This is a genomic window from Streptococcus parasanguinis, assembly GCF_019929185.1.
Lineage (GTDB): Bacteria > Bacillota > Bacilli > Lactobacillales > Streptococcaceae > Streptococcus > Streptococcus parasanguinis_O.
In genome coordinates, this window is the sequence record NZ_JAHZPC010000008.1 from 54,375 (window position 1) to 80,040 (window position 25,666).

The 25,666-nt window shown below is 42.2% G+C and carries 23 protein-coding genes; 7 read left to right on the forward strand and 16 right to left on the reverse strand.

Annotated elements, in window-relative coordinates:
• Window positions 1-81: 81 nt before the first annotated feature.
• The 3 genes from K1I56_RS06285 to K1I56_RS06295 form a co-directional block, all read right to left on the reverse strand.
• On the reverse strand, window positions 82-492 hold the full coding sequence (locus K1I56_RS06285; RefSeq protein ID WP_151190929.1) for a peptide deformylase: 411 nt from the start codon (window positions 490-492) through the stop codon (window positions 82-84).
• Between the two features lie 247 nt (window positions 493-739).
• Complete coding sequence (gene scrK / locus K1I56_RS06290) at window positions 740-1,639, reverse strand: fructokinase ScrK (protein ID WP_049474068.1); 900 nt, start codon at window positions 1,637-1,639, stop codon at window positions 740-742.
• Between the two features lie 160 nt (window positions 1,640-1,799).
• On the reverse strand, window positions 1,800-3,743 hold the full coding sequence (locus tag K1I56_RS06295; protein WP_223325553.1) for a sucrose-specific PTS transporter subunit IIBC: 1,944 nt from the start codon (window positions 3,741-3,743) through the stop codon (window positions 1,800-1,802).
• Between the two features lie 378 nt (window positions 3,744-4,121).
• Here K1I56_RS06295 and K1I56_RS06300 point away from each other — a divergent pair, with 378 nt between their 5' ends.
• Window positions 4,122-5,576: a sucrose-6-phosphate hydrolase gene (locus K1I56_RS06300; protein ID WP_223325554.1), complete on the forward strand. Its 1,455-nt coding sequence runs from the start codon at window positions 4,122-4,124 to the stop codon at window positions 5,574-5,576.
• Window positions 5,557-6,522, forward strand: a complete 966-nt coding sequence (locus K1I56_RS06305) for a LacI family DNA-binding transcriptional regulator (RefSeq protein WP_223325555.1) — start codon at window positions 5,557-5,559, stop codon at window positions 6,520-6,522. The genes K1I56_RS06300 and K1I56_RS06305 overlap by 20 nt, the downstream gene beginning before the upstream one ends.
• A gap of 71 nt (window positions 6,523-6,593) precedes the next feature.
• On the opposite strand, the gene nusB is transcribed toward K1I56_RS06305, so the two are convergent.
• From nusB to uvrA, 7 genes are all read right to left on the reverse strand, one after another.
• Entirely contained in the window at window positions 6,594-7,025 is a 432-nt protein-coding gene (gene nusB, locus K1I56_RS06310; RefSeq protein WP_003008602.1) for a transcription antitermination factor NusB, read from the reverse strand.
• Window positions 7,018-7,407, reverse strand: coding sequence for an Asp23/Gls24 family envelope stress response protein (locus K1I56_RS06315; protein WP_223325556.1), 390 nt, complete (start codon window positions 7,405-7,407; stop codon window positions 7,018-7,020). Before K1I56_RS06315 ends, nusB begins: the two co-directional genes overlap by 8 nt.
• Window positions 7,408-7,443: 36 nt before the next feature.
• The gene (gene efp, locus K1I56_RS06320; RefSeq protein WP_223325557.1) at window positions 7,444-8,004 is read right to left on the reverse strand and encodes an elongation factor P; all 561 of its coding nucleotides are present in this window, start codon (window positions 8,002-8,004) and stop codon (window positions 7,444-7,446) included.
• A gap of 165 nt (window positions 8,005-8,169) precedes the next feature.
• A complete protein-coding gene (locus K1I56_RS06325; protein WP_003008607.1) occupies window positions 8,170-9,276 on the reverse strand; it encodes an SPFH domain-containing protein in 1,107 nt (368 codons plus the stop codon).
• A gap of 8 nt (window positions 9,277-9,284) precedes the next feature.
• Window positions 9,285-10,271 carry a TIM44-like domain-containing protein gene (locus K1I56_RS06330; protein WP_223325558.1) on the reverse strand — a complete coding sequence of 329 codons (987 nt, stop codon included), beginning with the start codon at window positions 10,269-10,271 and terminating at the stop codon, window positions 9,285-9,287.
• Between the two features lie 56 nt (window positions 10,272-10,327).
• Window positions 10,328-11,395, reverse strand: coding sequence for a M24 family metallopeptidase (locus tag K1I56_RS06335; RefSeq protein ID WP_049482983.1), 1,068 nt, complete (start codon window positions 11,393-11,395; stop codon window positions 10,328-10,330).
• Window positions 11,392-14,217: an excinuclease ABC subunit UvrA gene (gene uvrA, locus K1I56_RS06340; RefSeq protein WP_223325559.1), complete on the reverse strand. Its 2,826-nt coding sequence runs from the start codon at window positions 14,215-14,217 to the stop codon at window positions 11,392-11,394. Before uvrA ends, K1I56_RS06335 begins: the two co-directional genes overlap by 4 nt.
• Window positions 14,218-14,338: 121 nt before the next feature.
• Here uvrA and K1I56_RS06345 point away from each other — a divergent pair, with 121 nt between their 5' ends.
• Both K1I56_RS06345 and K1I56_RS06350 read left to right on the forward strand, forming a co-directional pair.
• Window positions 14,339-15,283 carry a magnesium transporter CorA family protein gene (locus K1I56_RS06345; protein WP_129299821.1) on the forward strand — a complete coding sequence of 315 codons (945 nt, stop codon included), beginning with the start codon at window positions 14,339-14,341 and terminating at the stop codon, window positions 15,281-15,283.
• Window positions 15,284-15,311: 28 nt separating this feature from the next.
• Complete coding sequence (locus K1I56_RS06350) at window positions 15,312-15,989, forward strand: DUF1129 domain-containing protein (RefSeq protein ID WP_049488557.1); 678 nt, start codon at window positions 15,312-15,314, stop codon at window positions 15,987-15,989.
• A 494-nt stretch (window positions 15,990-16,483) separates the two neighbouring features.
• On the opposite strand, the gene K1I56_RS06355 is transcribed toward K1I56_RS06350, so the two are convergent.
• The 5 genes from K1I56_RS06355 to rpsF form a co-directional block, all read right to left on the reverse strand.
• Window positions 16,484-18,559: an ATP-binding cassette domain-containing protein gene (locus tag K1I56_RS06355; protein WP_223325560.1), complete on the reverse strand. Its 2,076-nt coding sequence runs from the start codon at window positions 18,557-18,559 to the stop codon at window positions 16,484-16,486.
• Window positions 18,560-18,824: 265 nt separating this feature from the next.
• Window positions 18,825-19,346 carry a GNAT family N-acetyltransferase gene (locus tag K1I56_RS06360; RefSeq protein WP_223325561.1) on the reverse strand — a complete coding sequence of 174 codons (522 nt, stop codon included), beginning with the start codon at window positions 19,344-19,346 and terminating at the stop codon, window positions 18,825-18,827.
• Between the two features lie 156 nt (window positions 19,347-19,502).
• Window positions 19,503-19,742, reverse strand: a complete 240-nt coding sequence (gene rpsR, locus K1I56_RS06365) for a 30S ribosomal protein S18 (RefSeq protein WP_000068664.1) — start codon at window positions 19,740-19,742, stop codon at window positions 19,503-19,505.
• Window positions 19,743-19,783: 41 nt separating this feature from the next.
• Window positions 19,784-20,281: a single-stranded DNA-binding protein gene (locus K1I56_RS06370; protein WP_003005554.1), complete on the reverse strand. Its 498-nt coding sequence runs from the start codon at window positions 20,279-20,281 to the stop codon at window positions 19,784-19,786.
• A gap of 20 nt (window positions 20,282-20,301) precedes the next feature.
• Window positions 20,302-20,592: a 30S ribosomal protein S6 gene (rpsF, locus tag K1I56_RS06375; protein WP_003005040.1), complete on the reverse strand. Its 291-nt coding sequence runs from the start codon at window positions 20,590-20,592 to the stop codon at window positions 20,302-20,304.
• 303 nt (window positions 20,593-20,895) lie between these two features.
• On the opposite strand from rpsF, the gene K1I56_RS06380 reads away from it, so the two are divergent.
• The 3 genes from K1I56_RS06380 to K1I56_RS06390 are packed head-to-tail and all read left to right on the forward strand — an operon-like array spanning window position 20,896 to window position 23,225.
• Window positions 20,896-21,948 (forward strand): bifunctional glycosyltransferase family 2/GtrA family protein, encoded by a 1,053-nt coding sequence (locus K1I56_RS06380; protein ID WP_223325562.1) that lies wholly within the window; start codon window positions 20,896-20,898, stop codon window positions 21,946-21,948.
• Window positions 21,935-22,837: a phosphodiester glycosidase family protein gene (locus tag K1I56_RS06385; protein WP_223325563.1), complete on the forward strand. Its 903-nt coding sequence runs from the start codon at window positions 21,935-21,937 to the stop codon at window positions 22,835-22,837. Before K1I56_RS06380 ends, K1I56_RS06385 begins: the two co-directional genes overlap by 14 nt.
• A complete protein-coding gene (locus K1I56_RS06390; RefSeq protein ID WP_223325565.1) occupies window positions 22,818-23,225 on the forward strand; it encodes a hypothetical protein in 408 nt (135 codons plus the stop codon). Before K1I56_RS06385 ends, K1I56_RS06390 begins: the two co-directional genes overlap by 20 nt.
• A gap of 64 nt (window positions 23,226-23,289) precedes the next feature.
• Here the strand turns inward: K1I56_RS06390 and K1I56_RS06395 are convergent, their stop codons facing one another.
• Window positions 23,290-25,386 carry a surface-anchored 5'-nucleotidase gene (locus K1I56_RS06395; protein WP_223325564.1) on the reverse strand — a complete coding sequence of 699 codons (2,097 nt, stop codon included), beginning with the start codon at window positions 25,384-25,386 and terminating at the stop codon, window positions 23,290-23,292.
• Window positions 25,387-25,666 lie beyond the last annotated feature (280 nt).

The following is a 25,666-nucleotide window of genomic DNA, read 5'->3' on the forward strand; positions in this document are numbered from 1 at the left end:
AGTACAAAAAAGATCCCTGTCAAGAAAAAAGTTTCTATAAGAACTAAAAAAATGGAGCCCAATCGACTCCATTAATGACTTCTAGATAATAATGCCTTCTAGATGATCCATTTCGTGCTGACAGATCTGGGCTGGAAAACCTGACAATTGAATTGTTTTTGCTTTCCAATTCACATCTCGATAGGCCACTGAAATCTCCTCATAACGAGTGGTCGGCCGACACCCCATCAAGGACAAGCATCCTTCCTCTGTTTGGTAAGGCTTTTTCTTTTCAAGGAGAACCGGATTAAACAGGACCAGATTTTCACTTCCCATTCGGATGATAATCGCCCGTTTTTTCACCCCGATCATATTAGCCGCTAAACCGACACACTCAAGGAGATGAGCATTTAAGGTGTCCTGCAAATCCAAAGCCAAGGTGCGATCCTCAGGTGTCGCTTCTTCTGACTTTTGACCCAAGAATAAGACATCCTTTACAATATTCTTTTTCATTTCTTCCTCACTTCTTGATAGATAGATGAAAGAAGTGAGTGGGACAGAAATCGGTAATTCGTTAGAATTCGATTTCGTCGTCCCACCTCCGCACAGTTGAGTAGGGCTGTAAAAGCTGATGAAATCAGTGTAGTAGAGCCCACTCAACCACTGCATCTTGCTCGACAATCCAAAAATAATTGAGAGGCTAGGACTTGTGTCCCAGCCTCCTCGCTCTTGTTTCTAACCTCTAAGAGACAATTGCTTCTTATTTTTTAAGCTTCTCGCTCACTTGTTTTGCAAGAACAAAGTTCCCCAAGGTCGCTGAACCATTGCCAGCAACTGCAGGTGTCACAATATAATCTCTCACATCTGGTACAGGGAGGTAACCGTTCAAGAGGGCAGTAAATTTCGTGCGAACACGATCTAACATATGTTGTTGAGCCATGACTCCTCCTCCAAAGACAATGACGTCTGGGCGGAAGGTAACTGTCGCATTCACTGCTGCTTGTGCGATGTAGTAGGCTTGAATATCCCACACATTGCTGTTCAGTTCAATGTTTTCCCCACGAATACCTGTACGAGCTTCGAGACTTGGACCAGCCGCAAAACCTTCCAAACAGCCATTGTGGAAAGGACAAACACCCTTGAATTCTTTTTCCACATCCATTGGGTGTTGAGCCACATAGTAGTGTCCCATTTCTGGGTGTCCAGCTCCCCCGATAAACTCACCACGTTGGATGACACCAGCTCCGATTCCTGTTCCGATTGTATAGTAAACCAAGTTTTCGATATGGCCACCCGCGTTATTGCGTGCGACCACTTCTCCATAGGCAGAGCTATTCACATCTGTCGTGAAATAGATTGGTACATTCAAGGCACGACGGAAAGCCCCAACGATATCTACATTGGCCCAATTTGGTTTTGGAGTCGTTGTGATAAAACCATAAGTGTTTGAATTTGGATCAATATCAATTGGTCCAAATGAACCAATCGCAAGCCCAACTAAATCCTCAAATTTTGAGAAAAATTCAATACACTTATCAATCGTCTCAATTGGCTTGGTTGTTGGAAATTGTACTTTTTCCACCACATTATAGTTTTCATCACCAACCGCACAAACAAATTTTGTACCGCCAGCTTCCAAACTTCCATATAATTTTGTCATGTTGGCTCCTTTTTTATTATGAAAAATATCCTGTATTTATTATAGCATATTTTGTAGTCAATCTTTTTCTCTTCTCTATAGAAAAAGCACGCTTTTTTTGAGAAATAAAATTCAAGGACTGGAGAGAATCTGACCAGTCCTTGAGAACTTATTGTTTCGATTAAGCTTTAACTTCAATGATCGCATCACCCTTCGCAACAGATCCAGTTGCAACAGGTGTGACAGAAGCAAAGTCAGCTGTGTTAGTGACGATCACCATAGTTGTGTCTTCAAGACCAGCTGCGGCAATTTTTGCAGAATCAAATGTACCAAGGATATCACCAGCTTTGACTTTATCACCTTGAGCTACTTTTTGATCAAATCCTTCACCGTTCATTGATACCGTATCAATCCCAACGTGGATTAAGATTTCAGCACCATTAGCCGTCTTCAAACCATAAGCGTGACCAGTCGCAAAGGCAATGGTTACTTCAGCATCAGCTGGTGCATAGACAACACCTTCAGTTGGTTTAATGGCAATTCCTTGTCCCATCGCACCACTTGAGAAGACAGGATCATTCACATCAGCAAGCGCTACTGTACTACCAACGATAGGAGTTACAATCACTTCATCCGCAAGTGTTGCTTCAACTTTTTCAGAAGCAGCTGCTACTTCTTTGGCTTCTGCTTTTTCAGCAGTTTCTGCTGCTGCTACATTTCCTTCTGCAGCAAACACATCTGCTGCTTTTGTTTTACCGTAGAAGTAAGTCAAGGCAAAGGCTACCGCAAAGGCAATCACTTCACACAAGAGATAGAATGGGATTGACGTTGCATTGATTGAAAGGAAACCAAGGAAACCTGCTGATCCAAGGGAAACAGCAACGACTTGGAGAAGACCCGCAAAGAGGGCACCAACTGCTGAACCAATGAGGGCACAGAAGAATGGGAACTTGTATTTCAAGTTAACCCCGAAGAGGGCTGGTTCGGTGATCCCAAGAAGGGCTGACACACCTGCAGAAGATGCAAGACCTTTGGTTTTTTCGCTCTTCGTCAAGAACAAGATGGCAAAGGTTGCAGCACCTTGCGCTACGTTGGCCATTGATGCAACGACAAAGATGAAATCTCCATGACCCGCACCTTTTTGCCATGCTGAAAGTAATTGCGTTTCAATAGCTGGGAATGATTGGTGAAGCCCCGTCATAACGATCAATGAGTAAGTTCCACCAAAGACAGTCATACCGATAAAGCTTGTTGTGTTGTACAACCATACAATAGCGTCTGTGATTCCGTTTGAAACCAAGAGCATCACTGGCCCAACAACTGTAAAGGTAAGGAAACCAGTAATCATCACAGAAAGCAATGGAGTAAAGGTAAAGTCAACCGCAGATGGCAATTTCTTGTGGAAGAATTTTTCCAAATGTGCCAAGATCCAGATCGCTGCTAAGACAGGAATAACTTGGTAAGCATAGTTTGTTTGTGCTACATTGTAACCAAAGATATCCCAGAATTTAGTGGCCCCACCAAGATCTGGTGTGGTCATGATCATACCGATCGCAGCACCCAAGAAGATGTTTGCTCCAAAGCGTTTTGCCGCAGAAATACCAACCAAAATTGGCAAGAACATAAATGGTGCAGCTGACATCAATTGGATCATAGCTGAAAGACCCTTGATAGCTGGGTACATTTCTTCCAATGATTTAGGTCCAAACAAACCTGCTGATGTCAAGAAGTTCCGAAGGGCCATCAAAAGACCACCTGCAACCAAGGCAGGAATAATTGGAACGAAGATATCAGACAAGAGTTTGATCAAGGCCATCAATGGGTTGAATTTCTTATCTTTTGCAGCGATTTGTTTCAAATCATCTGTTGATACTTCTTTCAAACCAGTCGCTTTGATCAATTCTTCATAAACAAAGTTTACATCACCAGGTCCAATGATGACTTGGTATTGACCATCTGATTTGAAGGTTCCTTTGACATCTGCATTGTTATCAAGTGCAGCTTGATCAACTTTGCTATCGTCTTTCAATACCAAACGTAGACGTGTCGCACAGTGTGCTGCCGCAACAAGGTTATCTTTACCGACTGCTTCGATAACCTCTTTGGCTACTTTATTGTAATCCATAAAGTAAATCTCCTTATATTTTGTAATGTAAACGGTTCAACCGTCTCTACGTTTTCAATTGTACCATGTATTGAAAATATGTCAACCGTTTTGCAGGATTTTTTTGAAACTTTTTAAACTATTTCGACAGCTTTTGATAGAATGTAAGAATTTTCATTTGCACAATCGCTTTAATAACGCTGTCAAAGGGTGATTCCTAGTTTTTTTCGTTTTCAAAAACTTTCATATTTTCATTCGTTTTCATTTTTAAACCTCTTTAAAACACCTTCTTGTAGATGTCAAGCGTTTGACATTTTTAGCTGTTTTTTTCTATTTATCACTTGCATTTTTAATGGGAAATCGTTACTATGGAAGTAAGAAAAAATTCGGAGGACTAAAATGGAATGGACAACTGAACGTCGTTACCGACGTTATGAAGACTGGACAACAGAGGAAAAGCAAGCGATCCAAGAAAACATGGCGAAATCTCCTTGGCATACACACTACCATGTAGAGCCAAAGGCTGGTCTCTTAAATGATCCTAACGGTTTTTCCTACTTTGATGGGAAATGGATCTTGTTTTACCAAAATTTTCCATTTGGTGCAGCCCATGGGTTAAAATCATGGGTACAAACAGAAAGTGAAGACTTGGTTCATTTCACAGAAACTGGTGTAACGCTTCTTCCAGACACAGATCTGGATAGCCATGGCGCTTATTCCGGATCAGCCATGCAGTTTGGTGACAAACTATTCTTATTCTACACTGGAAATGTTCGTGATGCAGAATGGGTTCGTCATCCTTACCAAGTCGGTGCTTTAATGGACAAAGAAGGAAAGATCGAAAAAATTGACAAGATCTTGATTGATCAACCGGCTGATTCGACTGATCACTTCCGTGACCCACAGATTTTTAATTTTAAAGGTCAATACTACGCTATCGTTGGTGGCCAAGACCTTGAGAAGAAAGGATTCATCCGTCTCTATAAGGCTGTAGATAACGACTATACCAACTGGGTTGCAGTCGGTGACTTGGATTTTGCAAATGACCGGACAGCTTACATGATGGAATGTCCCAATCTGGTCTTTGTAGAGGATCAACCAGTTCTCCTCTACTGTCCTCAAGGCTTGGACAAATCGGTATGCGATTATGAAAACATTTACCCAAATATGTACAAGATTGGGGCAAGCTTTGATCCAGAAAAGGCTAAAATGGTCGATGTATCTGAATTGCACAATCTAGACTGTGGTTTTGAAGCCTATGCAACTCAAGGATTCAATGCACCCGATGGACGCGCCTATGCTGTCAGCTGGCTTGGTCTTCCAGATGTTTCCTGTCCAACGGATTCCTATGACTATCAAGGAGCACTCTCACTGGTCAAAGAAGTAACCATCAAAGACGGAAAGCTCTACCAATACCCAGTTGAAGCCATCAAAAACTTACGCGTTGAGCGTGAGGAATTTGCCAACAAGGTGCAAACCAAGAATTGCTATGAATTGGAATTGCAATTTGAAAAAGACAGCCAAAATGAGATCGTTCTCTTTGCAGATCCAGAAGGAAAGGGCTTAGTTCTCACATTCGATCTAGCGAAAGGATTAGTCACAGTCGATCGTAGCCAGGCTGGTGAGCAATATGCCCAAGACTTTGGGACTAGCCGTAGCTGCACAATCGATAACCAAGCTACAACTGCTAATATTTTCATTGACAATTCGATTTTTGAAATCTTTATCAATAAAGGAGAAAAAGTATTTTCTGGCCGGGTCTTCCCACATGCTGATCAAAATGGTATTTTGATCAAGTCTGGAAATCCTACCGGAACCTACTATGAACTTGATCATGGTCGCAAAGCTAACTGATGTCGCCAAACTCGCCGGTGTCAGCCCTACTACAGTCTCACGGGTCATCAATAAAAAAGGATACCTATCTGAAAAAACGATCCAAAAAGTCCAAGAAGCCATGCGAGAGCTGGGCTATAAGCCCAATAATGTTGCTCGAAGCCTCCAAGGAAAATCAGCTAAGTTAGTCGGCTTGATCTTTCCAAACATCAGCAATGTTTTCTATGCTGAATTAATCGACAAACTAGAGCACCAACTCTTCAAACACGGCTATAAAACCATCATCTGCAATAGTGAACATAACTCTGAAAAAGAGCGCGAATACATTGAGATGTTGGAGGCCAACCAGGTAGATGGCATCATTTCAGGAAGTCATAATTTGGGCATTGAAGATTACAACCGGGTAACTGCTCCTATCATTGCTTTTGACCGCAACCTCTCCCCAGAAATTCCGGTTGTTTCTTCAGACAACTACGCTGGCGGGGTGCTTGCAGCAGAAACTTTAGTAAAAACCGGAGCCCGAAATATTATCATGATCACAGGTAATGACAACTCTAACTCCCCAACTGGCTTGCGTCATGCGGGATTTGCATCAGTTCTACCTGAGTCCATGATCATTAATGTTTCCAGTGATTTCTCCCCTATTCGCAAAGAAATGGAAATCAAACAGATTTTAACCCACCATAAACCAGATGCTATCTTTGCCTCCGATGATTTGACGGCGATCTTGATCATGAAAGTCGCTAGAGAATTAGATATTCAGATTCCTCAGGATTTGAAAGTGATTGGTTATGATGGAACCCAGTTCATCGAGACCTATACACCTGAACTGACAACCATCCAACAACCCCTCGAAGACATTGCTATCCTCATGGTGGATCTTTTACTCCAAAAGATCGAAGGAAAAAAAGTGGCGACTACCGGTTATTTCTTGCCCGTTAGTCTCCACTCTGGAAAAAGTGTCTAAAAGCAATATCCTCTCAGTAGAAACTGTGGGGATATTTTTTACCAAAAAAAGAGCCATCGGCTCTTTTTTAATTATTCTTCTGTCACAAATTGACTGAGGACACCGTTGACAAATCGTGAAGAGGTTTCATCTGAAAAGGCCTTGGCCAATTCCACCGCTTCATTGACTGCGACGATCTGTGGTGTATCAAACTCTGTCATTTCATAAATTCCCAGACGAAGGATATTTTTCTCTACCAAGGTCAAGCGCTCAACAGTCCAGCCGGTTTTCAAATGTTGACCGATTTGTTGGTCCAGTTGATCTTTTGACTGATAGACACCCGTCACGAGATTCATGAGAAAGGCAGGAAGATCGACTTCTTTGTCTTCTGCTAGGTCCTTGTCATGTAGATAAGCAAAGCGACAAGCTTCAACAATGTCTCCATCGTATTCCAAGGCCATCAAGGCTTGGAAGGCGCGCTCACGCAAATCTCGACGTGATTCTAATAAAATTTCATCAGTCATTGAGGAAGTCCTCATTAAACAAGTCTTTCAAGTCTGGTTTTGGAGATTTTTCCGTTGCGATACCGACAACGTGAATGTTGACAGCATCCAAGGTTACATCTGCCATATCATAAACTGCAGACTTAACCGCTTTTTGAATGGCTACAGCGACAGATGGTACAGCCACTCCATATTCTAAATAGAGATAGATGTCTACTGAAACTTGACCATCTTCTTCTGTTTGAAGGTAGACGCCACGTCCAAGGGAGCGTTTGGATAAGCTATCTGAAACACTCTTGTTTTCAAGCGAATAGACACCCTCTACTTTTGCTGTTGCAATCGCAATAATTTTTTCTAATACACGTGGTGCAATAACGATGTCACCAAATTGTTCAGTTGCCATAGAAGTTCCTTTCTATTTGACACCCTGAGATGTCTCTTATGCACGAGAAACGTAAGTTCCTTCAGTAGTGTTAATGACCAATTTTTGTCCAGCTTCGATGAAATCAGGAACGTTTACGACCAAACCAGTTTCCATTGTAGCAGGTTTACCAGAACCAGTCACTGTAGCACCTTTGATAGATGGTTGAGTTTCTGCAACAGTCAATTCAACAGTTGTAGGAACTGTTACACCGATGACTTCGCTTCCGTAGAATTGAATTTTTACTTCTGAGTTTTCAAGGACGTAAAGCAATTCTTGTTCTACATTCACAACTGGAATTTCATATTGGTCATATGTTTCAGTGTTCATGAAGTAGGCTGTATCATCCATTTTGTACAAGTATTGAGCTGGAACAGTTTCGATAATCGCTTGTTCAAATTTTTCTTCTGGACGGTAGCTTGTATCAAATGTTGAACCAGTACGGACATCACGCAATTTCATACGCATGATAGTGTTTCCTTTACCTGGTTTGTGGTGGCTAGCTTCCAAAACGCGGATCAATTTTCCGTCAGCTGTTTCAAAAGTCATACCAGCTTTCAATTTACTTGCTTCGATCATGTTTTATTACCTCTTTTTTAAAAATAGATTACTCTTTATTGTAACACACTATTTGATTTTTCTCAAACAGCAATTTTCTCTTTTTAGGAAGGCTAGAAGGCGGAGAGAGATTGCAGGAACGAGTCCTTAGAATCTCTATATCTCCAACTCCATCTTCACTATTCCTTATTGGTCCACAGGAACAATATTGCCATCCGCATCTTTGGTGACATGGACATACTTTCCATCTACTTCAATGTAGAAGGTATGTGGCTTGTCTTGAGCTGGAGAGGCTTGTTTTTGAAGGTCATTGCCAAGGGCTTGACCCAAGTTCATCCCCATGATCATGTTCATGCCATTGCCACCTTCATTTTTAGCAGCTGCGACCAAGGCTTCATTGCGGGCACGGCGCTCTTCGATTTCAATGGTATTATACTTCATCGCTGCCAATTCACTGTCCAGTTTATTGACCTTGGCCATACTGTCTGCATCGTAGCTCAAATCTTCGATGAGGACATTGGTTAATTCGATACCATATAATTCTGTCCACGTTTTGTTGACTTCGCGTTTTGCAACTTCATTGAAGACGTCTTGGTCCGCATTGATATTGTATATGTCCGCTTTATTTTCTGCTGTATATTTTGAAATGGCCACTGCAATTTTTGGAGCAAGATTTTGGCGCAAGGTTCCCTGAGCCACATCTTCCAAGGTAAATGGCTTATCTGCAGTGATTTGACGACTGACTGCACTGATGTAAAAGAGTACAGGATCTGCTACTTTAACATCATAAAGACCATAAAAACGAATGCTAAGAAGTTGTTGGTAACGGTCGCTAAAGTACTCGACTGGATTTTGAGTGCCAAATTTATTTCCTGTAAAAGGTTGCATCCGCACAAAAATAATTTCTTGTTGGGTGACCACTTGGCCTCCAAATGAGAAACGATTCTTGAACTGATCCCACGTTCCTTTCACACCACCTTTTTCAAACAACCAGGCATTTTCACCGGCTTGCCATTCGTGGCTCCCTGCTTCTAGAAGGTCTCCTAGAAAAGTTCCATTATTGACCAAGAGAGCAACATAGCCTTGGGGAACGATGACGACAGAACCATCTGTCAATAGGCCCGTATTTTGGTTGCTCTGACGAGAGCGCCCATCTGGATCCTTGGTCAAGAGCTGTCCCTTAATGGCCAAAGCTGTTGCTGGAACAGCTTCTGGCAAGGTAATGGCTTCCTTAAATTTACTATCTTGAAAACTTGAAATGCCCGCTGAAAGGGCTGCTTTAATAAATCCCATACATTCTCCTATCTGTAGAATTCAATTTCATCCACAACTTCGTAGACATCCAAGACCCAATCTTTTGGATTGTGCTTCAAGGATGCTTGGCAATATTCACACTTGTCGATTGAATCAATCGTCAATGGCGCACCACAGTTCGGACAGTGATCACTAACGACTTCGGCATTCTTAATGATCTCTGTCTGCGCTCCATGTTCACGGAGGAAGACCATGCGGTAAACGGTAAAGAGATCTTTGGTTGGATCCCCTTCGATCACACGGCCCGTTTCATCATTTCGGATGTAATCTCTCATCGTCGATGACAGAATGACTTCGATTCGGTCATTACCTTCTGGATTTTCGATAAAGTCTTTGATCTTTGAATCTTCCACACGCACGCGCTCTAGAACATTGGTTGTTTTGGCACGAATATGCTCTTGCAACTGCGTCAAGTGTTGCTCATAAAGACTGGTACTTTCTAAGTTCCGCACAGAATTCCAATCTTTTTCTGTCCAGGCAGACTGCAATTGAAGATAAACCAGCTTGACTTGTGACAAGAAGCGGTCTTCATCAAACATTGGATCCAGTTTACGGATGCGACGAATCGCTTCATAGTTGTTCTCAATTGGTCGACCAGCCCGTTCTTCGGTAGTCCGTTTTGGACCACTATTTGAAGAAAATGATTCATCACTATCATTAGCTTCTTTTGCAATATTGTAGACAAATCCAATCAATCCAACGATAGCAAAAATTGCTACTACACCACCAGAGTCTGTTCCAGAACTAGAACTGTAGCTACTGGATCCACCAGACCAGCTACTTCCTCCATCGGACCAGCTACTTCCTCCATCGGACCAACTGCTTCCTCCACCAGACCAGCTACTACCGCCACCTGAATCAATCAAGCTACTGCCACCACTATCTGTATTACCGACACCAGCATGAGCAGGAGGAGCAAATACAAATAGCAGGACTACTAGAAGAATTCCAACTATTACACTTCGTTTTTTCATAGGCCTCTTTTCTTATCTTTGTTTGTTACACAGGGGTTAAGAAAATACTGTCTATTTTATAGGACAATCAATTCTTTAGGAGCAAGGGTCAAGACTTCACAGCCTGTTTCTGTGATCAAGAGGTCATCTTCGATCCGCACACCAGAGAGACCTTCGATATAAATACCTGGCTCATCTGTTAAGACCATCCCTGCTTGAATCGCTTCTTTAGACGTTTGGCTGAAATATGGTTCTTCGTGGATATCTAGCCCAATTCCATGACCGATTCCATGAGTAAAGTATTGGCCATAGCCGGCTGCCTCGATCACATCACGTGGGATTTTATCAAAATCTCGGAAGCCAAGTCCATCTTTAGCCGCATCAATCAAGGCTTGATTGGCTTTCAAAACGGTTTCGTAAATTTCTCTTTCCTTGTCGCTGACATGTCCTGCATAGATTGTCCGTGTCATATCGCTGACATAGTGGTTATACAAGCAACCAAAATCAAGGGTTAAGGCATCTCCTGCTGAAATCACCCGATCACTTGGAGTCGCGTGAGGCATGGCAGAGCGTTCACCAGCTGCTGAAATAATATCAAATGATACACCAGAAGCTCCCAACTCCCGCATTCTAAAGTCGAGGAAAGTCGCTGCTTCCAACTCTGTCGTTTTCCCTACCTTGATATAGTCTAAAATATCATGGAAGGCTTGGTCAGAGATGCTACAAGCTTTTTTAATGGCCGCAATCTCCGTTTCATCTTTAATCAAGCGCAATTCCATGACAAAATTCGCTAGGGATTGAAGGCTGATGCCACTGAAAACAGAAGCCATGCGGGCATGGTAGGCTACTGTCACTTCGTCCTCAAAACCAAGTTCTTTGATTCCAAGGTCTTTAACGATCTCTGCAGCTGCAGTCAACTCATCGCGGGTTTCCACAATCTCTACAAAGGGGAAACAAGTCGCATGGGCATGGATGGTGTAGCGCGAATCCGTAAAGAGGACCACGCGTTCTTCTGTCACCAAAGCGGTCCCGTTTGAACCCCAGAAATTGGTCAAATAATAAACATTTTTCAAATTGTTAATCAATACTGCTTTGAGGTTTTGGGCTTTCATTTTGTTTCTTAAGTTGCTGATCCGTTGATTCATTGTAATTTTCCTTTCAAATATTGTCCTGTGTAGCTAGCAGGATTTGCTGCTACTTCTTCTGGTGTTCCAGTCGCAATAATGGTTCCACCACCGACACCGCCTTCTGGTCCTAAATCGATGATATGGTCTGCGGTTTTAATGACATCCAAATTGTGCTCAATCACAAGGACCGTATTGCCATCATCCACAAATCGCTCTAAGACTTTGATCAAGCGAGAAATGTCTTCGGTATGGAGTCCGGTCGTTGGTTCATCCAAGATATAGAAGGATTTTCCTGTAGAGCGCTTGTGCAATTCAGAAGCCAACTTCATCCGCTGCGCTTCCCCACCTGAAAGGGTGGTCGCTGGCTGCCCCAGCGTTACATAGCCCAAGCCCACATCTTGGATGGTCTTGAGTTTGCGTTCAATTTTTGGAATGTGCTTGAAGAATTCAACTGCCTTGTTGACCGTCATATCCAGCACTTCTGCAATATTTTTTTCCTTGTAGTGGACTTCAAGGGTCTCACTATTGTAACGACGTCCATGGCAGACCTCACAAGGAACGAAGACATCTGGCAAGAAGTGCATTTCAATCTTGATGATCCCATCTCCTGAGCAGGCTTCACAACGCCCGCCCTTGACATTGAAACTAAAGCGGCCTTTTTTATAGCCCCGAATTTTGGCTTCATTGGTCTGAGCAAAGAGATCACGAATGTCATCGAAGACGCCTGTATAGGTCGCTGGATTGGAACGAGGAGTCCGGCCAATCGGGCTTTGATCAATGTCGATCAAGCGATCGATATGCTCAATCCCCTGAATGGTCTTGTATTTCCCTGGTTTTTCCGAATTGCGGTTGAGCTTTTGAGCGATGGCTTTTTTCAAGATGCCATTAATCAAGGTCGATTTCCCAGAACCGGAAACTCCAGTGACTGCGATAAATTTGCCCAGAGGAAAGCGCGCTGTGATGTCTTGTAAGTTATTCTCACTGGCTCCTGTTATTTCAATATAGCGACCATTCCCCGAACGGCGCTCTGTCGGAACCGGAATCTTGCGCTTGCCGGACAAATACTGGCCAGTGATGGATTTGCTGTTGCGTGCTACCTGCTTTGGAGTTCCTGCTGCAACGATCTCTCCCCCAAAGACACCGGCACCTGGGCCGACGTCGATCAGGTAGTCTGCCTCTCTCATGGTATCTTCATCATGTTCGACGACGATCAAGGTGTTGCCTAAATCGCGCATCTTCTTGAGACTGGCAATCAAGCGGTCATTGTCCCTTTGATGGAGGCCGATAGACGGTTCATCCAAGATATAGAGGACCCCAGAGAGGTTGGAACCGATCTGGGTTGCCAAGCGAATGCGCTGGCTTTCTCCACCCGATAAGGTCCCGGCTGATCGTGACAGGGTCAAGTAATTGAGCCCCACATTGTTTAAGAAGGTCAAGCGATCCTTAATCTCTTTTAGGATCGGTCTTGCAATCGTAGCTTCATTGTCCGTTAAAACCAACTGATCCACAGCTTTTAAGTGGTCCGCAATTGATAGATCTGACACTTCCCCGATATGCATCCCCTTTTCTCCTCCGACACGAACAGAGAGAGCTTGGTCATTGAGACGGTAGCCCTGGCAGGTCGCACAGGTCAATTCGTTCATATAAGAGCGCATTTGGTTGCGGGTGAAATCACTATTGGTCTCACGGAAACGACGGTGAATATTGTTTACGACCCCTTCAAAAGGAATCTCAATATCTCGAACCCCACCAAACTCATTTTCATAGTGGAAGTGGAATTCCTTGCCATTTGAACCATAGAGGACCAAGTCCTTTTCTTCTTGAGAAAGATTGGAAAAAGGCTGGTCCATATCAACGCCAAAGTGGATCATGGCCTGCTCCAACATCTGTGGATAGTAGTTGGAAGAGATCGGATTCCAAGGAGCAAGTGCTCCTTCGCGAAGGGTTAAGCGATCATCTGGCACCACCAAATCCAAGTCCACCTCTAGCTTAATACCCAACCCATCACAGTCTGGACAAGATCCAAAAGGCGCATTGAAAGAAAAGAGGCGGGGCTCTAATTCAGGAACGGTAAAGCCACAGACTGGACAAGCATAATGCTCAGAAAAGAGTAGCTCTTTGCCATCCATGGTATCAATCACGACATAACCATCCGCAATCCGAAGGGCTGCTTCAATCGAATCAAAGAGCCGCGAGCGAATGCCCTCTTTGATCACGATTCGGTCCACCACCACTTCAATCGAGTGCTGCTTGCTTTTAGACAGTTCTGGAACCTCTGTCACATCATAGATCTCACCATCGACCCGCACCCGGACATAGCCGTCTTTTTGCACCTTTTCAATGATATTCTTGTGCTGGCCTTTTTTCTTGCGAATAATAGGGGCTAGAATTTGCAGGCGTTGGCGCTCTGGTAATTCTAAGACTTGATCGACAATTTGCTCAACCGAAGAAGCTGTAATCGCTCCATGCCCATTGATACAATAAGGCGTCCCTACACGCGCATAGAGCAAGCGCAGGTAGTCATTGATCTCTGTTGCCGTCCCCACTGTAGAACGGGGGTTTTTACTGGTCGTTTTTTGGTCGATGGAAATGGCTGGACTCAAGCCGTCAATGGAGTCCACATCTGGTTTTTCCATATTTCCCAAGAACTGCCGGGCGTAGGCCGATAAGCTCTCCACGTAGCGGCGCTGGCCTTCTGCATAGAGGGTATCAAAGGCCAGACTGGACTTTCCAGATCCAGACAAACCCGTCACCACGACCAATTTGTCCCGTGGAATTTCCACGTCTATATTTTTTAAATTATGGGCGCGTGCCCCATGAATGACAATTTTATCTTGCATGTTCTTACTCTAATCACCTTTTTGTTAACCTCCATTATAACAAATTTTTTAGTATTCTTTTATCCAAAACCGTCCTTTTTCTGATATAATGTTAAGGTGTAAAAAAACAAGGGGAGGCACCATGAAACAGGTCTTTTTATCGACAACGACTGAATTTAAAGAAATAGAGACACTGGAACCTGGTAGCTGGATCAACCTTGTCAATCCTTCCCAAAGTGAATCGATGGAAATCGCCTCTGCTTTTAACATCGATATTGCCGACTTACGGGCACCACTCGATGCGGAAGAAATGTCTCGTATGACCATTGAAGATGAGTATACCTTGATCATCGTCGACGTCCCCATCAAGGAAGAGCGGAACAATCAGACCTACTACGTGACCATTCCGCTAGGAATTATCCTGACAGAAGAGGCTATCATCACGACCTGCTTGGAGAAATTGCCACTTCTTGATATCTTTATCAACCGACGCTTGCGGAATTTCTATACCTTTATGCGGTCGCGCTTTATCTTTCAGATCCTCTATCGCAACGCTGAACTCTACTTGTCAGCGCTTCGTACCTTGGATCGCAAAAGCGAGCAGATTGAAACCCAATTGCACAAATCAACGCGTAATGAAGAGCTGATTGAGTTGATGGAGCTGGAGAAAACCATCGTCTACTTTAAGGCCTCTCTGAAAACCAATGAGCGCGTGATCAAGAAATTGACCAGTGCCACTAGTAACATCAAGAAATACCTAGAAGACGAGGATCTGTTGGAAGATACCTTGATCGAAACCCAGCAGGCCATCGAGATGGCAGATATTTATGGAAATATCCTGCACTCCATGACCGATACCTTCGCATCGATCATCTCCAACAACCAGAACAACATCATGAAGACCCTGGCCCTCGTCACCATTGTCATGTCCATTCCGACCATGATCTTTTCGGCCTACGGGATGAACTTCAAGGACAATGAGCTTCCGCTCAATGGCGAACCCCATGCCTTCTGGCTGATTATTTTCATCGCCTTTGCCCTGACTGGGTCTCTTGTCGTCTACCTCATCCATAAAAAATGGTTCTAACACCTACTAATAACACTAAGGAGTATTTATGTCTCAATTTGATTTGAATCAACTAAGCAAGAAAAACCAAGAATTTATCCGGATCGCCAAACACCAATTGCTTGAAAACGGAAAGACAGAGGAAGAAGCAGAAAGCCTCATCCAAGAAATTCTTCCAGCTATCCATGAAAACCAAGGAAAAGGAATTCCGGCACGGACCCTTTTTGGAGCTCCAACTGTATGGGCGAACTCTTTCAGCGAGAAAGAACGCTATGAAAAAGAGCATCCGAAATTAAACGATGCTCCCTCTCTCATGATTTTGGATTCCTTCCTCTTTATCTTTGGAGTCTTTGCTGCGATTAGCGCCTTTATGAACTTGGTCGCACCGCGTCGTACTGGCTATGGTTTGATCACCTTGATCCTTGGAAGTTTGACAGGGGCCCTGCTCTTGTATCTCATGTACTACTTCTTCTATCAGTATATGGATGGCACAAAAGATCGCAGCGAGCGTCCTTCTCTTTGGAAATCTATGCCGATTCTTGTTGGAGTCATGTTCCTTTGGGTCATTGTCTTGTCCTTTACTTCCCTACTCCCACAAGTCCTCAACCCAACTATTCCAGATGTTTTTGCCATTGTTTTAGGAGCTCTAGCGCTTGTCCTTCGCTTCTACCTCAAGAAACGCTTTAATATTAAAAGTTCGAGCACAGCACCTGCAACTCGACGCTAAGAAAATGGATGAAGTTTAAACTGCACCCCAAAAGTTAGACAGAAAAAATCTAATTTTTGGGGTGTTTTTATTATGAAATCGACTTATGAGAATAATGTTTAGCTCTATGAACCTATAAAACCAGTATATGTAAAACAACTCTCAAAAAATTTTGGATAAACATTTCCAATCTAAGCCACATAATTAAATTAACGGATCGTTATGGAATAAAGATCGTCAAAAAAGAAAAGAAACATCACTATTTTCCTGATTATGGGGGATAAAAAAACTCACCACTGTTTATCCAGCAGTGAGCCATTCATCCTATCTAACCACAAGATATTCTAAAAATCTAGAGAATAATAATGCTGATCTCACCATAGGTTAACAGCTCACCACGGAGAGTATACTCCTACACCGATTAAGACAGATCCGTTGACTCCTCGATCATAAGGAACATGCAACTTCCATGGCAAACGATTACTTATGGCCTTTGGTCACTATGACCAATCAATTTATCTATTCTTACGAATGGCATCAACAATAGGCTGCTTCCCTGTCATATAGATAGGAATGAGCCCACTAGTCATTAATACAGCAAACGTAAGGATAATTAATGACGCTATAGAAGCTAGATAGAAATGAATGATATCAACTACTTCTAATTGAAGCATTTGAATAGCTAATATAGTTAGTATAAAAATCAGAATACTTGATAAAATAATTATTTTCTTTCCATAATTTAATAACTCGAGAATAAATAATCTAAAAACATGTTTTGTACTGTATCCCATAGCCTTTAATACGCCAACTTCGTATTTTCTAGTTCTATTTATCAAAAAGAAGACAAAAGATAAGATTGCAACTACAAGTAAAAGCATGACAAACGAAATAATTAGCAAAAAGTTTTTTATGTATTTTAAACCTTTATTAAATTCTTTATAATTCTCGAAAGAGGAAACAATCGAAAATTTATCCGAAATTTTTTTAATACGATTAATTTCTTGAGGGATATCTTTGCTATCCTTTACAGTAACATGTACTGCACTTGGGACCCATTCTTTTACAGGAAGATCATCAAGTGTTCCTCTCTGTTTGCTTTCTACACCTATATATTTGCTCTGTATTTTCAGCATCTCATCACTCGCCATGAATAAGGTGTTATCATTTACAGAATAGTTAAACGGATACTCCTCTTTTACGATCCCAAGTATTTTAAACGTTTGTTCCTCTTTCACATATAGGTCTCCGTCAGATTTATAATAACTTCCTTCTTTATCTATATGAGATTCATAAACATTAATGGGGACATAATATGTAAGTGTTATCTCCGACCCAGCTACAATGTCTTCTAGCTTTTGTTCTTTGATAAATGATTCCGAAACAAATATCCCCCTATTCGTAGTCCTATCAAAGTATTTAATTTGTCTCTGAGTCGTATTCGTATTGAATAGTGGTTGCACACTATAATTCTTGGATAAATGAATATTCTTTCCATTAATAGATAGATTCGGTGAAAAATCTCGACTAATTTTTAAATAGTTTTCAGCATTTTCAAAAGTCATTCCCATACTAGGAAATTCAATATATGGTTCTAATTTGTATACATTCCTACTATCAGAAATTTGATGTATTTCCTTATTCGAGAGCGATTGGAAATCATCAATCACCTTGCTCGTTCCAAGTCCTATTGAATCATTAATAACCAAGAAACCATTTTCTAATGAATCACTGATGAATCTTTGATACTTAGAAGAAAATAATGATTGAATATTCATAGAACCAACTGCAAGTGAAACTGTGAAGGAAATTAGTATTAATAAAAGTACAGGTAAAGGAGGTACCTTCCTTTTCTTTTGGATCTTCAATCTAATATTTTTCTTTAACTTACTAGCATGCCACTCTTCTTGAAAATTACACTCTATGTCTTCTTTCATTCCAATTAATTTTTTGTCTTCGAAATGTAGCTTTATATCTCCTTTGTTAATAACATATTCATCGTGTGAAACTACAATAACGATTTTATTATATTTATTTGCTAGTTTTAACAGTAAAGATGAGACAATTTCTCTATTTTCAGAATCCAAAGAATTTGTAGGTTCATCTGCTAAAATAATATTCTTATCTGTTATCATCCCTCTAGCAATGGCAACACGTTGTTCTTCTCCCCCAGATAAATCCTCAGGATATTCATCCTTCAATTCTAAAATTCCTAACTCACTTAGAATATTATCTATTTTCTTTTCTATTTCCTTAGTTGATAATTTGAAAAAGTTTAGCGAAATTTTCAAATTATCATACACAGTCAAGTCTTTTATTAGATTATGACTTTGAAATATAAAAGCAATATTTTGTGCAATAAAGGATGAAACAATCTTCTTGTCACTCGTATCAATTTTGGAGCCATCGTAAATATAAGTTACTTTAGGGTCATACTCTGAAATCAGCCCAACTTTATTCAGCAACGAAGTTTTTCCAACTCCTGATTTTCCATAAATTGTATATAATTTCCCCTTTTCGAACTTTAGAGATGTTGGTAGCAACAGTGTTTTCTTGCCATACTTAATGGACAAGTTATGAATTTCAAACATAAACAGCCACCTCCTTTTGAGAACGCTTACCCTCAAGGATATTATAGCCCTTTTTTCAAACCATATCAATTTAAATGAGTAAAATACTTTTATATCAAATAAAATTTCACCTCTAGTTGATATCTCTATCTAGAAAATTGACTTTCACATCAACTATAGTTAAAAGACAAACAAAAAACCTACCCAAAGGCAGGTATGACAAATTAATCTTGTTTTATAATTTTTGTGGTTGGTAAAAGCACTGCAATAATTATGGAGCATTATTTTACTGCATATCATTGTTCAATCTTTTTGAAAAATAGAGGACTAAGTCATCATTGTTTTCACAAGAACTGTAAGGGTCCAAGGGCTGATCCCTAAACCAAATTCCAGATCCATCTGGGATATAGCCTCGTTTAACATACAGTCTTTGAGCTGGGCCATAACCCGAGTGTAAACCAACCCCTAAAGTAACAATCTCTGATAGTAGCCGGACTCTTTTTTCCGCCTCCTCTAAGAGTTGATTCCCAATCCCTCGATTTCTAAATGGCTCAAAAACATTAAAATCAGATAGTTCAGGATAGACTCCCACGAAAGGTCCGTGCTTGGCAGCAGGCAATATAGTGATATAGCCTGCCACAAATCCATCCGACTCAGCTACTAATACGTCCCTCTCTCTATTCTCCTGCTCCTGAAAATAGCTAGTCAAGATATCCTCTCTACCCGGCCACCCTTGGTGGATAAAGGCTTGAGAGATGTGCTCAATATCTACCTTTATCATCCTCCTGATGATTACACCTTCCTTCATAGTTCTCTCCTTAATACATTTCTTCCCACATTATAACACGATTAGAGCTAGGGAAAGGTCAAAGAGGTCCACCGGACCTGAAAAAAAGACCCACCCGGGTCTTACTCGCTTTCTTGTTTTCAAGCTCGTGAAAAAGAGGTCCACTGGACCTCTTTTTTAATCTTCGTTTACGAAAGGCATCAAAGCCATTACGCGAGCGCGTTTGATAGCTGTTGTTACTTTACGTTGGTTCTTCGCTGAAGTTCCAGTTACACGACGAGGAAGGATTTTCCCACGTTCTGAAACGAAACGGCTAAGAAGCTCAGTATCTTTGTAATCAACATATTCAATTTTGTTTGCTGCGATGTAATCAACTTTTTTACGGCGTTTGAATCCGCCACGACGTTGTTGAGCCATGTTTAATTCTCCTTTATAGTTTTAATTCGTTAAACCCATTCTTAGAATGGAAGATCGTCGTCTGAGATATCCATTGGATTAGCTCCAAATGGGTTTTCTTCACGACCAAAGTTTGGCGCTGCATTGCTTGGTTCAGATCCACCAAAGCTTGGAGTTGCATTTCCAGCAAAACCACCGTTGCCTGATGAATAGCCACCAGCTGCATGCCCTTCGCGTGCTGCACGGCTTTCCAATAGTTGGAAGCTGTCTGCTACGACTTCAGTGACATAAACACGTTGACCTTGCTGGTTTTCGTAATTACGTGTTTGAATGCGACCGGTAATCCCAATCAAAGCACCTTTCTTAGCCCAGTTGGCTAAGTTTTCTGCTTGCTGACGCCAGATCACACAGTTGATGAAATCGGCTTCGCGCTCTCCATTCTGACTCTTGAAGTTGCGGTTGACAGCTAGGCTGAAAGTAGCAACTGCTTGATTGCTTGGAGTGTAACGAAGTTCAGCATCACGGGTCATACGACCGACAAGTACAACATTGTTAATCATAAGTCACCTCTGATGATTTCTTACGCGTCAACTTTTACGATCATGTGACGAAGAATGTCACCGTTGATTTTTGAAAGACGGTCGAACTCGTTAAGAGCTACAGCGTCGTTCGCTTCAACGTTTACGATATGGTAAAGTCCTTCACGGAAATCTTGGATTTCGTATGCAAGACGACGTTTTTCCCAATCTTTTGATTCAACAACAGTTGCACCGTTGTCAGTCAAGATAGAATCGAAACGTGCTACCAAAGCGTTTTTAGCTTCTTCTTCAATGTTTGGACGAATAATATAAAGAATTTCGTATTTAGCCATTGATAATGTTCCTCCTTTTGGACTAATGACCCCAAGTCTTTGCAAGGGGTAAGTGAGGTTTACTCACAAGAAACTATTATACCAGACTTTTCGAACAAAGGCAAGGATTATCTTTAGGATTTGAAACATCATTTTTTATATACCCTACGATATTGAAGGGAAACTTCCCCTTAAAAATGGCAATTAATAGAAGGAAAGAGACTCCTTTCCTGTCCCTTTTCCTTAAAGAAAACTGATATCAGTTAGCTTTAAGCTTGAGTCTTTATACTAGCTACAACAAATCTCAAGAAACGAGGAACGATTATGAATTATCTTATCATCCCCGCCTATCAACCGGATCTGAATCTTGTCAAACTGGTTCGCTTGGTCCATGCTAAAAGCGATCTCGAAATCATCGTCGTCGACGATGGAAGTGACGCCGACAAGAAAGTGATTTTTGACAAATTGGACGGTCTTGCGACAGTCCTGACCCACGAGCACAACCAAGGAAAAGGGCAATCTCTCAAGACTGCTTATGCATACATCCTAGAAAGAGGTACCTATGGAAGCATTGTTACAGCTGATGCAGACGGTCAGCACAAAATTTGGGATATTTTCAGGGTTGTTAACCAATCTCAAGAACATCCTGGAACACTTATTCTAGGAGCACGCGCCTTCTCTGGAAAAGTTCCTTTGCGTTCTGCCTTCGGGAATAAATTGACCCGTTTCCTCTTCAAACAACAAACCGGAGTGGCAATCAGCGATACCCAAACAGGTTTACGGGCTTTTACTACGAATCTCTTGCCTTTCATGCTTGAGGTTGACGGACAGCGTTATGAATATGAGATGAATGTTCTCCTTGCAGCAAGCAAGTCCTTCCCCATCCTAGAAGTTCCGATTGAAACGGTCTACATCAATGACAATGAAGGTTCCCACTTCCGCCCTATTCGAGATGGCCTCATGATCTACAAGGACATGTTTAAGTTTGCCCTCTCCTCTCTGAGTAGTTTTATCGTTGACTATCTGGTCTACGCTTTCTTCCTTTTCGTGATGATGGCCGTGCCCATTAGTCTTCGCATTCTCCTAGCGAACGGGATCGCTCGTGTGACGAGTTCCATTTTTAACTACTCGACTAACAAGCATCTGGTCTTTAAGAATAAAGACAGCGTCGCTAAAACAGGAAGTGGCTGCTTTGGTCTAGCCCTCGGCCTCTTTATTCTCGATACGCTCTTGATTCGACTCTTCTATACTGCTTTCGGGCTCAATCTCCTGATCAGTAAAATTGTCGTTGGCTTCCTCCTCTTTCTGGTCTCATGGGTGATCCAGAAAAAAGTAATTTTCAAAGAAAGGACAGCTCCCCACCATGAAATTCTTTAAAAAATCCTATACCTATGCTGCCTGCTTTGGCCTTCTTTTGACCAGCAGTTTTAGCTACTCGATGCTCAAGACCTTTGTCTTATCCGATGCCATCCAAACCGTAAAAGCTACGACTACGGACACTAAGGCAGCCAAAAAAGCAGCTGCTTCAGCTACAACGACCGATACTAGCTATTCAGATGACAATATCCAGGTGACTTTAACAGAAAAAACAGTTGAAAATACCCGGGTTTACATCGCAGATATCACAGTCAGCTCGGCAGATTATCTCAAAACAGCCTTTGCACAAAACACCTACGGGACAAATGTAACGGCTAAGACCTCCGTCACAGCCGCCGACAACAGTGCTATTCTAGCAGTGAACGGTGACTATTACGGGGCTAACAGTACAGGATACGTCATCCGAAATGGAGTGGTCTACCGCGATACCGTTCGGGAAGATTCAAGCAATGGGGACCTGGCGATTTATAAGGATGGATCCTTCAAAATTATCTATGAAGATGAGATCTCTGCGGATCAATTGGTCAAAGACGGGGTCGTCAATCTCCTTGCCTTCGGTCCTTCCTTGGTTGAAAATGGTGAGATTACGGTAGACACCAACTCAGAAGTTGGGCAGTCAATGGCATCCAACCCACGTACAGCGATTGGGATCATCGATGAAAACCACTACATTATCGTCGTGTCAGATGGACGGACTTCAGAAAGCCAAGGACTGTCTCTCTACCAATTAGCGGAAGTGATGAAGTCTTATGGCGTTAAAACAGCCTACAACTTGGATGGTGGTGGATCTTCTACCCTTTACTTCAATGGCCAAGTTATTAATAAACCAACAACAAATGGTACTATCTCAGAAAGGGCGGTGAGTGACATTGTCTACATCGGTTACTAATCCTATTAAACAACGCTTGAAAAAGACCATCCTATGGTACATTCTTATCTCGGCTTTCTTCTTTGTCGGAAGTCGTATCTATGAACATTTTAGTTTTGGCGAAACCTCTGCTTTTATGCACTACCTCTTCTTGATTCCTTTGATCGGTGGCGCCCTGTTAGTGGCTCTACAGTTGATGGTGAAAGGCCTCTCTCGCCTAAGTCTCAATCTTTGGAATTCCGGAGTGGCTACGCTCACAGCAGGAGCCCTCTACCGAGGGATTGTCAATCTCTCCGGTCGATCTACTACAATGGATCAACCCTATTATTACCTGGGAGTTGCCTTTCTAGCACTGGCTCTGATCAGCCTCTTCTTTGTCCGCAGTGTCTGGGTGGAGAAAACAGCCTAAGATCAAAAACGTCCGTTTCTTTATAGAACGGACGTTTTTTAGGGTAAGTTAACGGATGAACGACTTAACCTTCACGTTTTTTGCTGGCTACAAATCCCGCTAAAGCAAGTGAGGTCATACCAAAGAGGCTAAGGACGGTCGAAGCCAATTCTTCTTGACCTGTTTTTGGAAGACCAGTTGCTGGTGTAGCAGCTACTTCAGCTTGACCACCCGTATGATAAGTGACAGCGACTGGTTTGTTTGTTGCCACTTCTTTTGTTTCGCTTGCAGCTGGTTGAGCTGGAGTTACTGGGGTTTCAGGTTGAGGAGTTGGGGCAACAGGAGACACTGGAGCCACAGGATGGACTGGATTTACAGGACTTACTGGATCAACTGGTGCTGGCTGTGGTTGTGGAGTTGGTTGTGGTTCTGGAGTTGGTGTTTCTTCTTCCACTTTTTCCACAAATGTCTTGTTGCCCAAGATTGAAGCAGACAACTTCTTCCCTGCCTTATTCACATCTTCGATGTATTGGATAAAGACTTCAGTATCTGGATTAATGGCACCGATCAATTTTGTATCACGGAAGACTGAGAAGCCATCTCCGCCACCATACAAGAAGTCGTTGATAATCGCCTTGTAGGTCTTGTTGCGATCAATTTCAGTTCCATCTGCCTTGTAAGCTTTTACGACCTTATATGGATTTTCTTCTGTTGCATCAGCTGGTTTTGTATAGGTGTACTTGATCCCTGCCATTTGCAAGAAGTAAAGCTCTTTCTCATCATATTGTTGGTCCAAAGCTTTGTAGATTTGGTCCCCAGTGATTTCTACTACTTGAAGGATATTTCCAAATGGTTGCACGGCTTGAGCTGCACCCCAAGTGACTGTTCCGTCTGGTTTCACCACGAGGTCTGCACGGATTCCTCCATTATTGGTGAAGGCAAAGTCAACATCTGGATAACCTGATTTTTTGGCAATATCTAGTTGCGCTGCTGTGACCAAATCTCCAACAGCACTTTCTTTTTGCGCATTCAATTCACGGGTAATATTTTCAGCCTTGTCTGCTGTACCGATTTTTGCTTCTGTTACTTTTTTAACCGTCGCATTGGCATCATCGATGATCGCTTGAACCTTGGCATCTTTTGCTTTGCCTTTCGATGGATCTACCGCAATAATTTTAGCAGTTGGTGCTTTGACAAAGTCAGCTGTATCTGTATCTAGGACTCCACGGACATCCGAGTATGCTTTCCCTTGAGACGTACCTTGAACAATCAAGGTATTTCCGACCATCCCGTTTGTATATTGGTGGTTGTGACCTGCAAAGACGATATCCACTGAGTTTTCAGGATAGATTTGGTTTAATTTTTTGATCATGTCTGCAGCAGGACCTTCTGCTACACCATTCTTACTAGTGGCAGCAACGTGGGCCAAGACAGCAATCGCATGAACCCCTTGGTCATTTAATTCACGCGCATATTTGGCAATCGATTCTGCTTCATCCAAAACCCGGTATTGTTCATGATTTTTACGCAAGACAAGATTTGGGAATTCTGTCGTAACAACCCCGATAAATCCGACCTTAACAGTCTTGTCATTGACTGGGATTTCTTTGATGGTATAAGGTTTCCAGTCAAATGGGATTTTGTTGGTATCCTTGTCGACCAAGTTGGCAATCACGACTTCTTGTTTAGAAGCTTCATGAGGATACTCATCGACGATCTTGTTGAATTGACCAGGTGTTGGGGCTTCTCCCTTCATGATCCGGTTGAATTCACCAAGTCCTTCGTCAAACTCGTGATTACCAAGAGTTCCATATTCAAAGTTCATTTCATTGAAGACTTTTACAGTTGGTTCATCTTGAAGGAGGGCAGAGTTGGCTGGACTAGCGCCGACCATATCTCCCGCTTGCACACGGATGCTGGCATTAGGCGTTCCTGCATTCTCTGTTTCAAAGTCTTTTTGCGAATCGTTCAAATAGGTTGCCAAAAGTGGGGCTGTTCCTGCATTTTTCACAGTTTCGCCTTCTAAACGAGCTGTCCCCGTTTGTTCCAAGGCACCGTGGAAGTCATTGACGCCCATAAACTGTACGGGCAATTCGTCTGCAAAAACGCTATTGATCGCAAAAACACTAAGACCCGCAGCGACCGCTAGGATACTGCTTTTCAAGATAATTTTTTTCTTCATAGAATACTCCATTTTCTAATGTAGGACACTTCTCCAAAAAGGAGAACGCAGAACAGTTGATTTGCTGCAATCAGCTCTTCCATTTTACTATTTTTTCGGTTTTACTTCAATATTTTCCTAGAAACTCTTACAATTTTATTGGAAAGCGCTTGATTTCCGAACATCTATCCTCATCCTCTTCCTTTTGTTACTTGCTGTTCATCACAAAAGAGGCTGGGACAAAAGTCCTAGCCTCTCAATTATTTTTGGATTGTCGAGCAAGACGCAGTGGTTGAGTGGG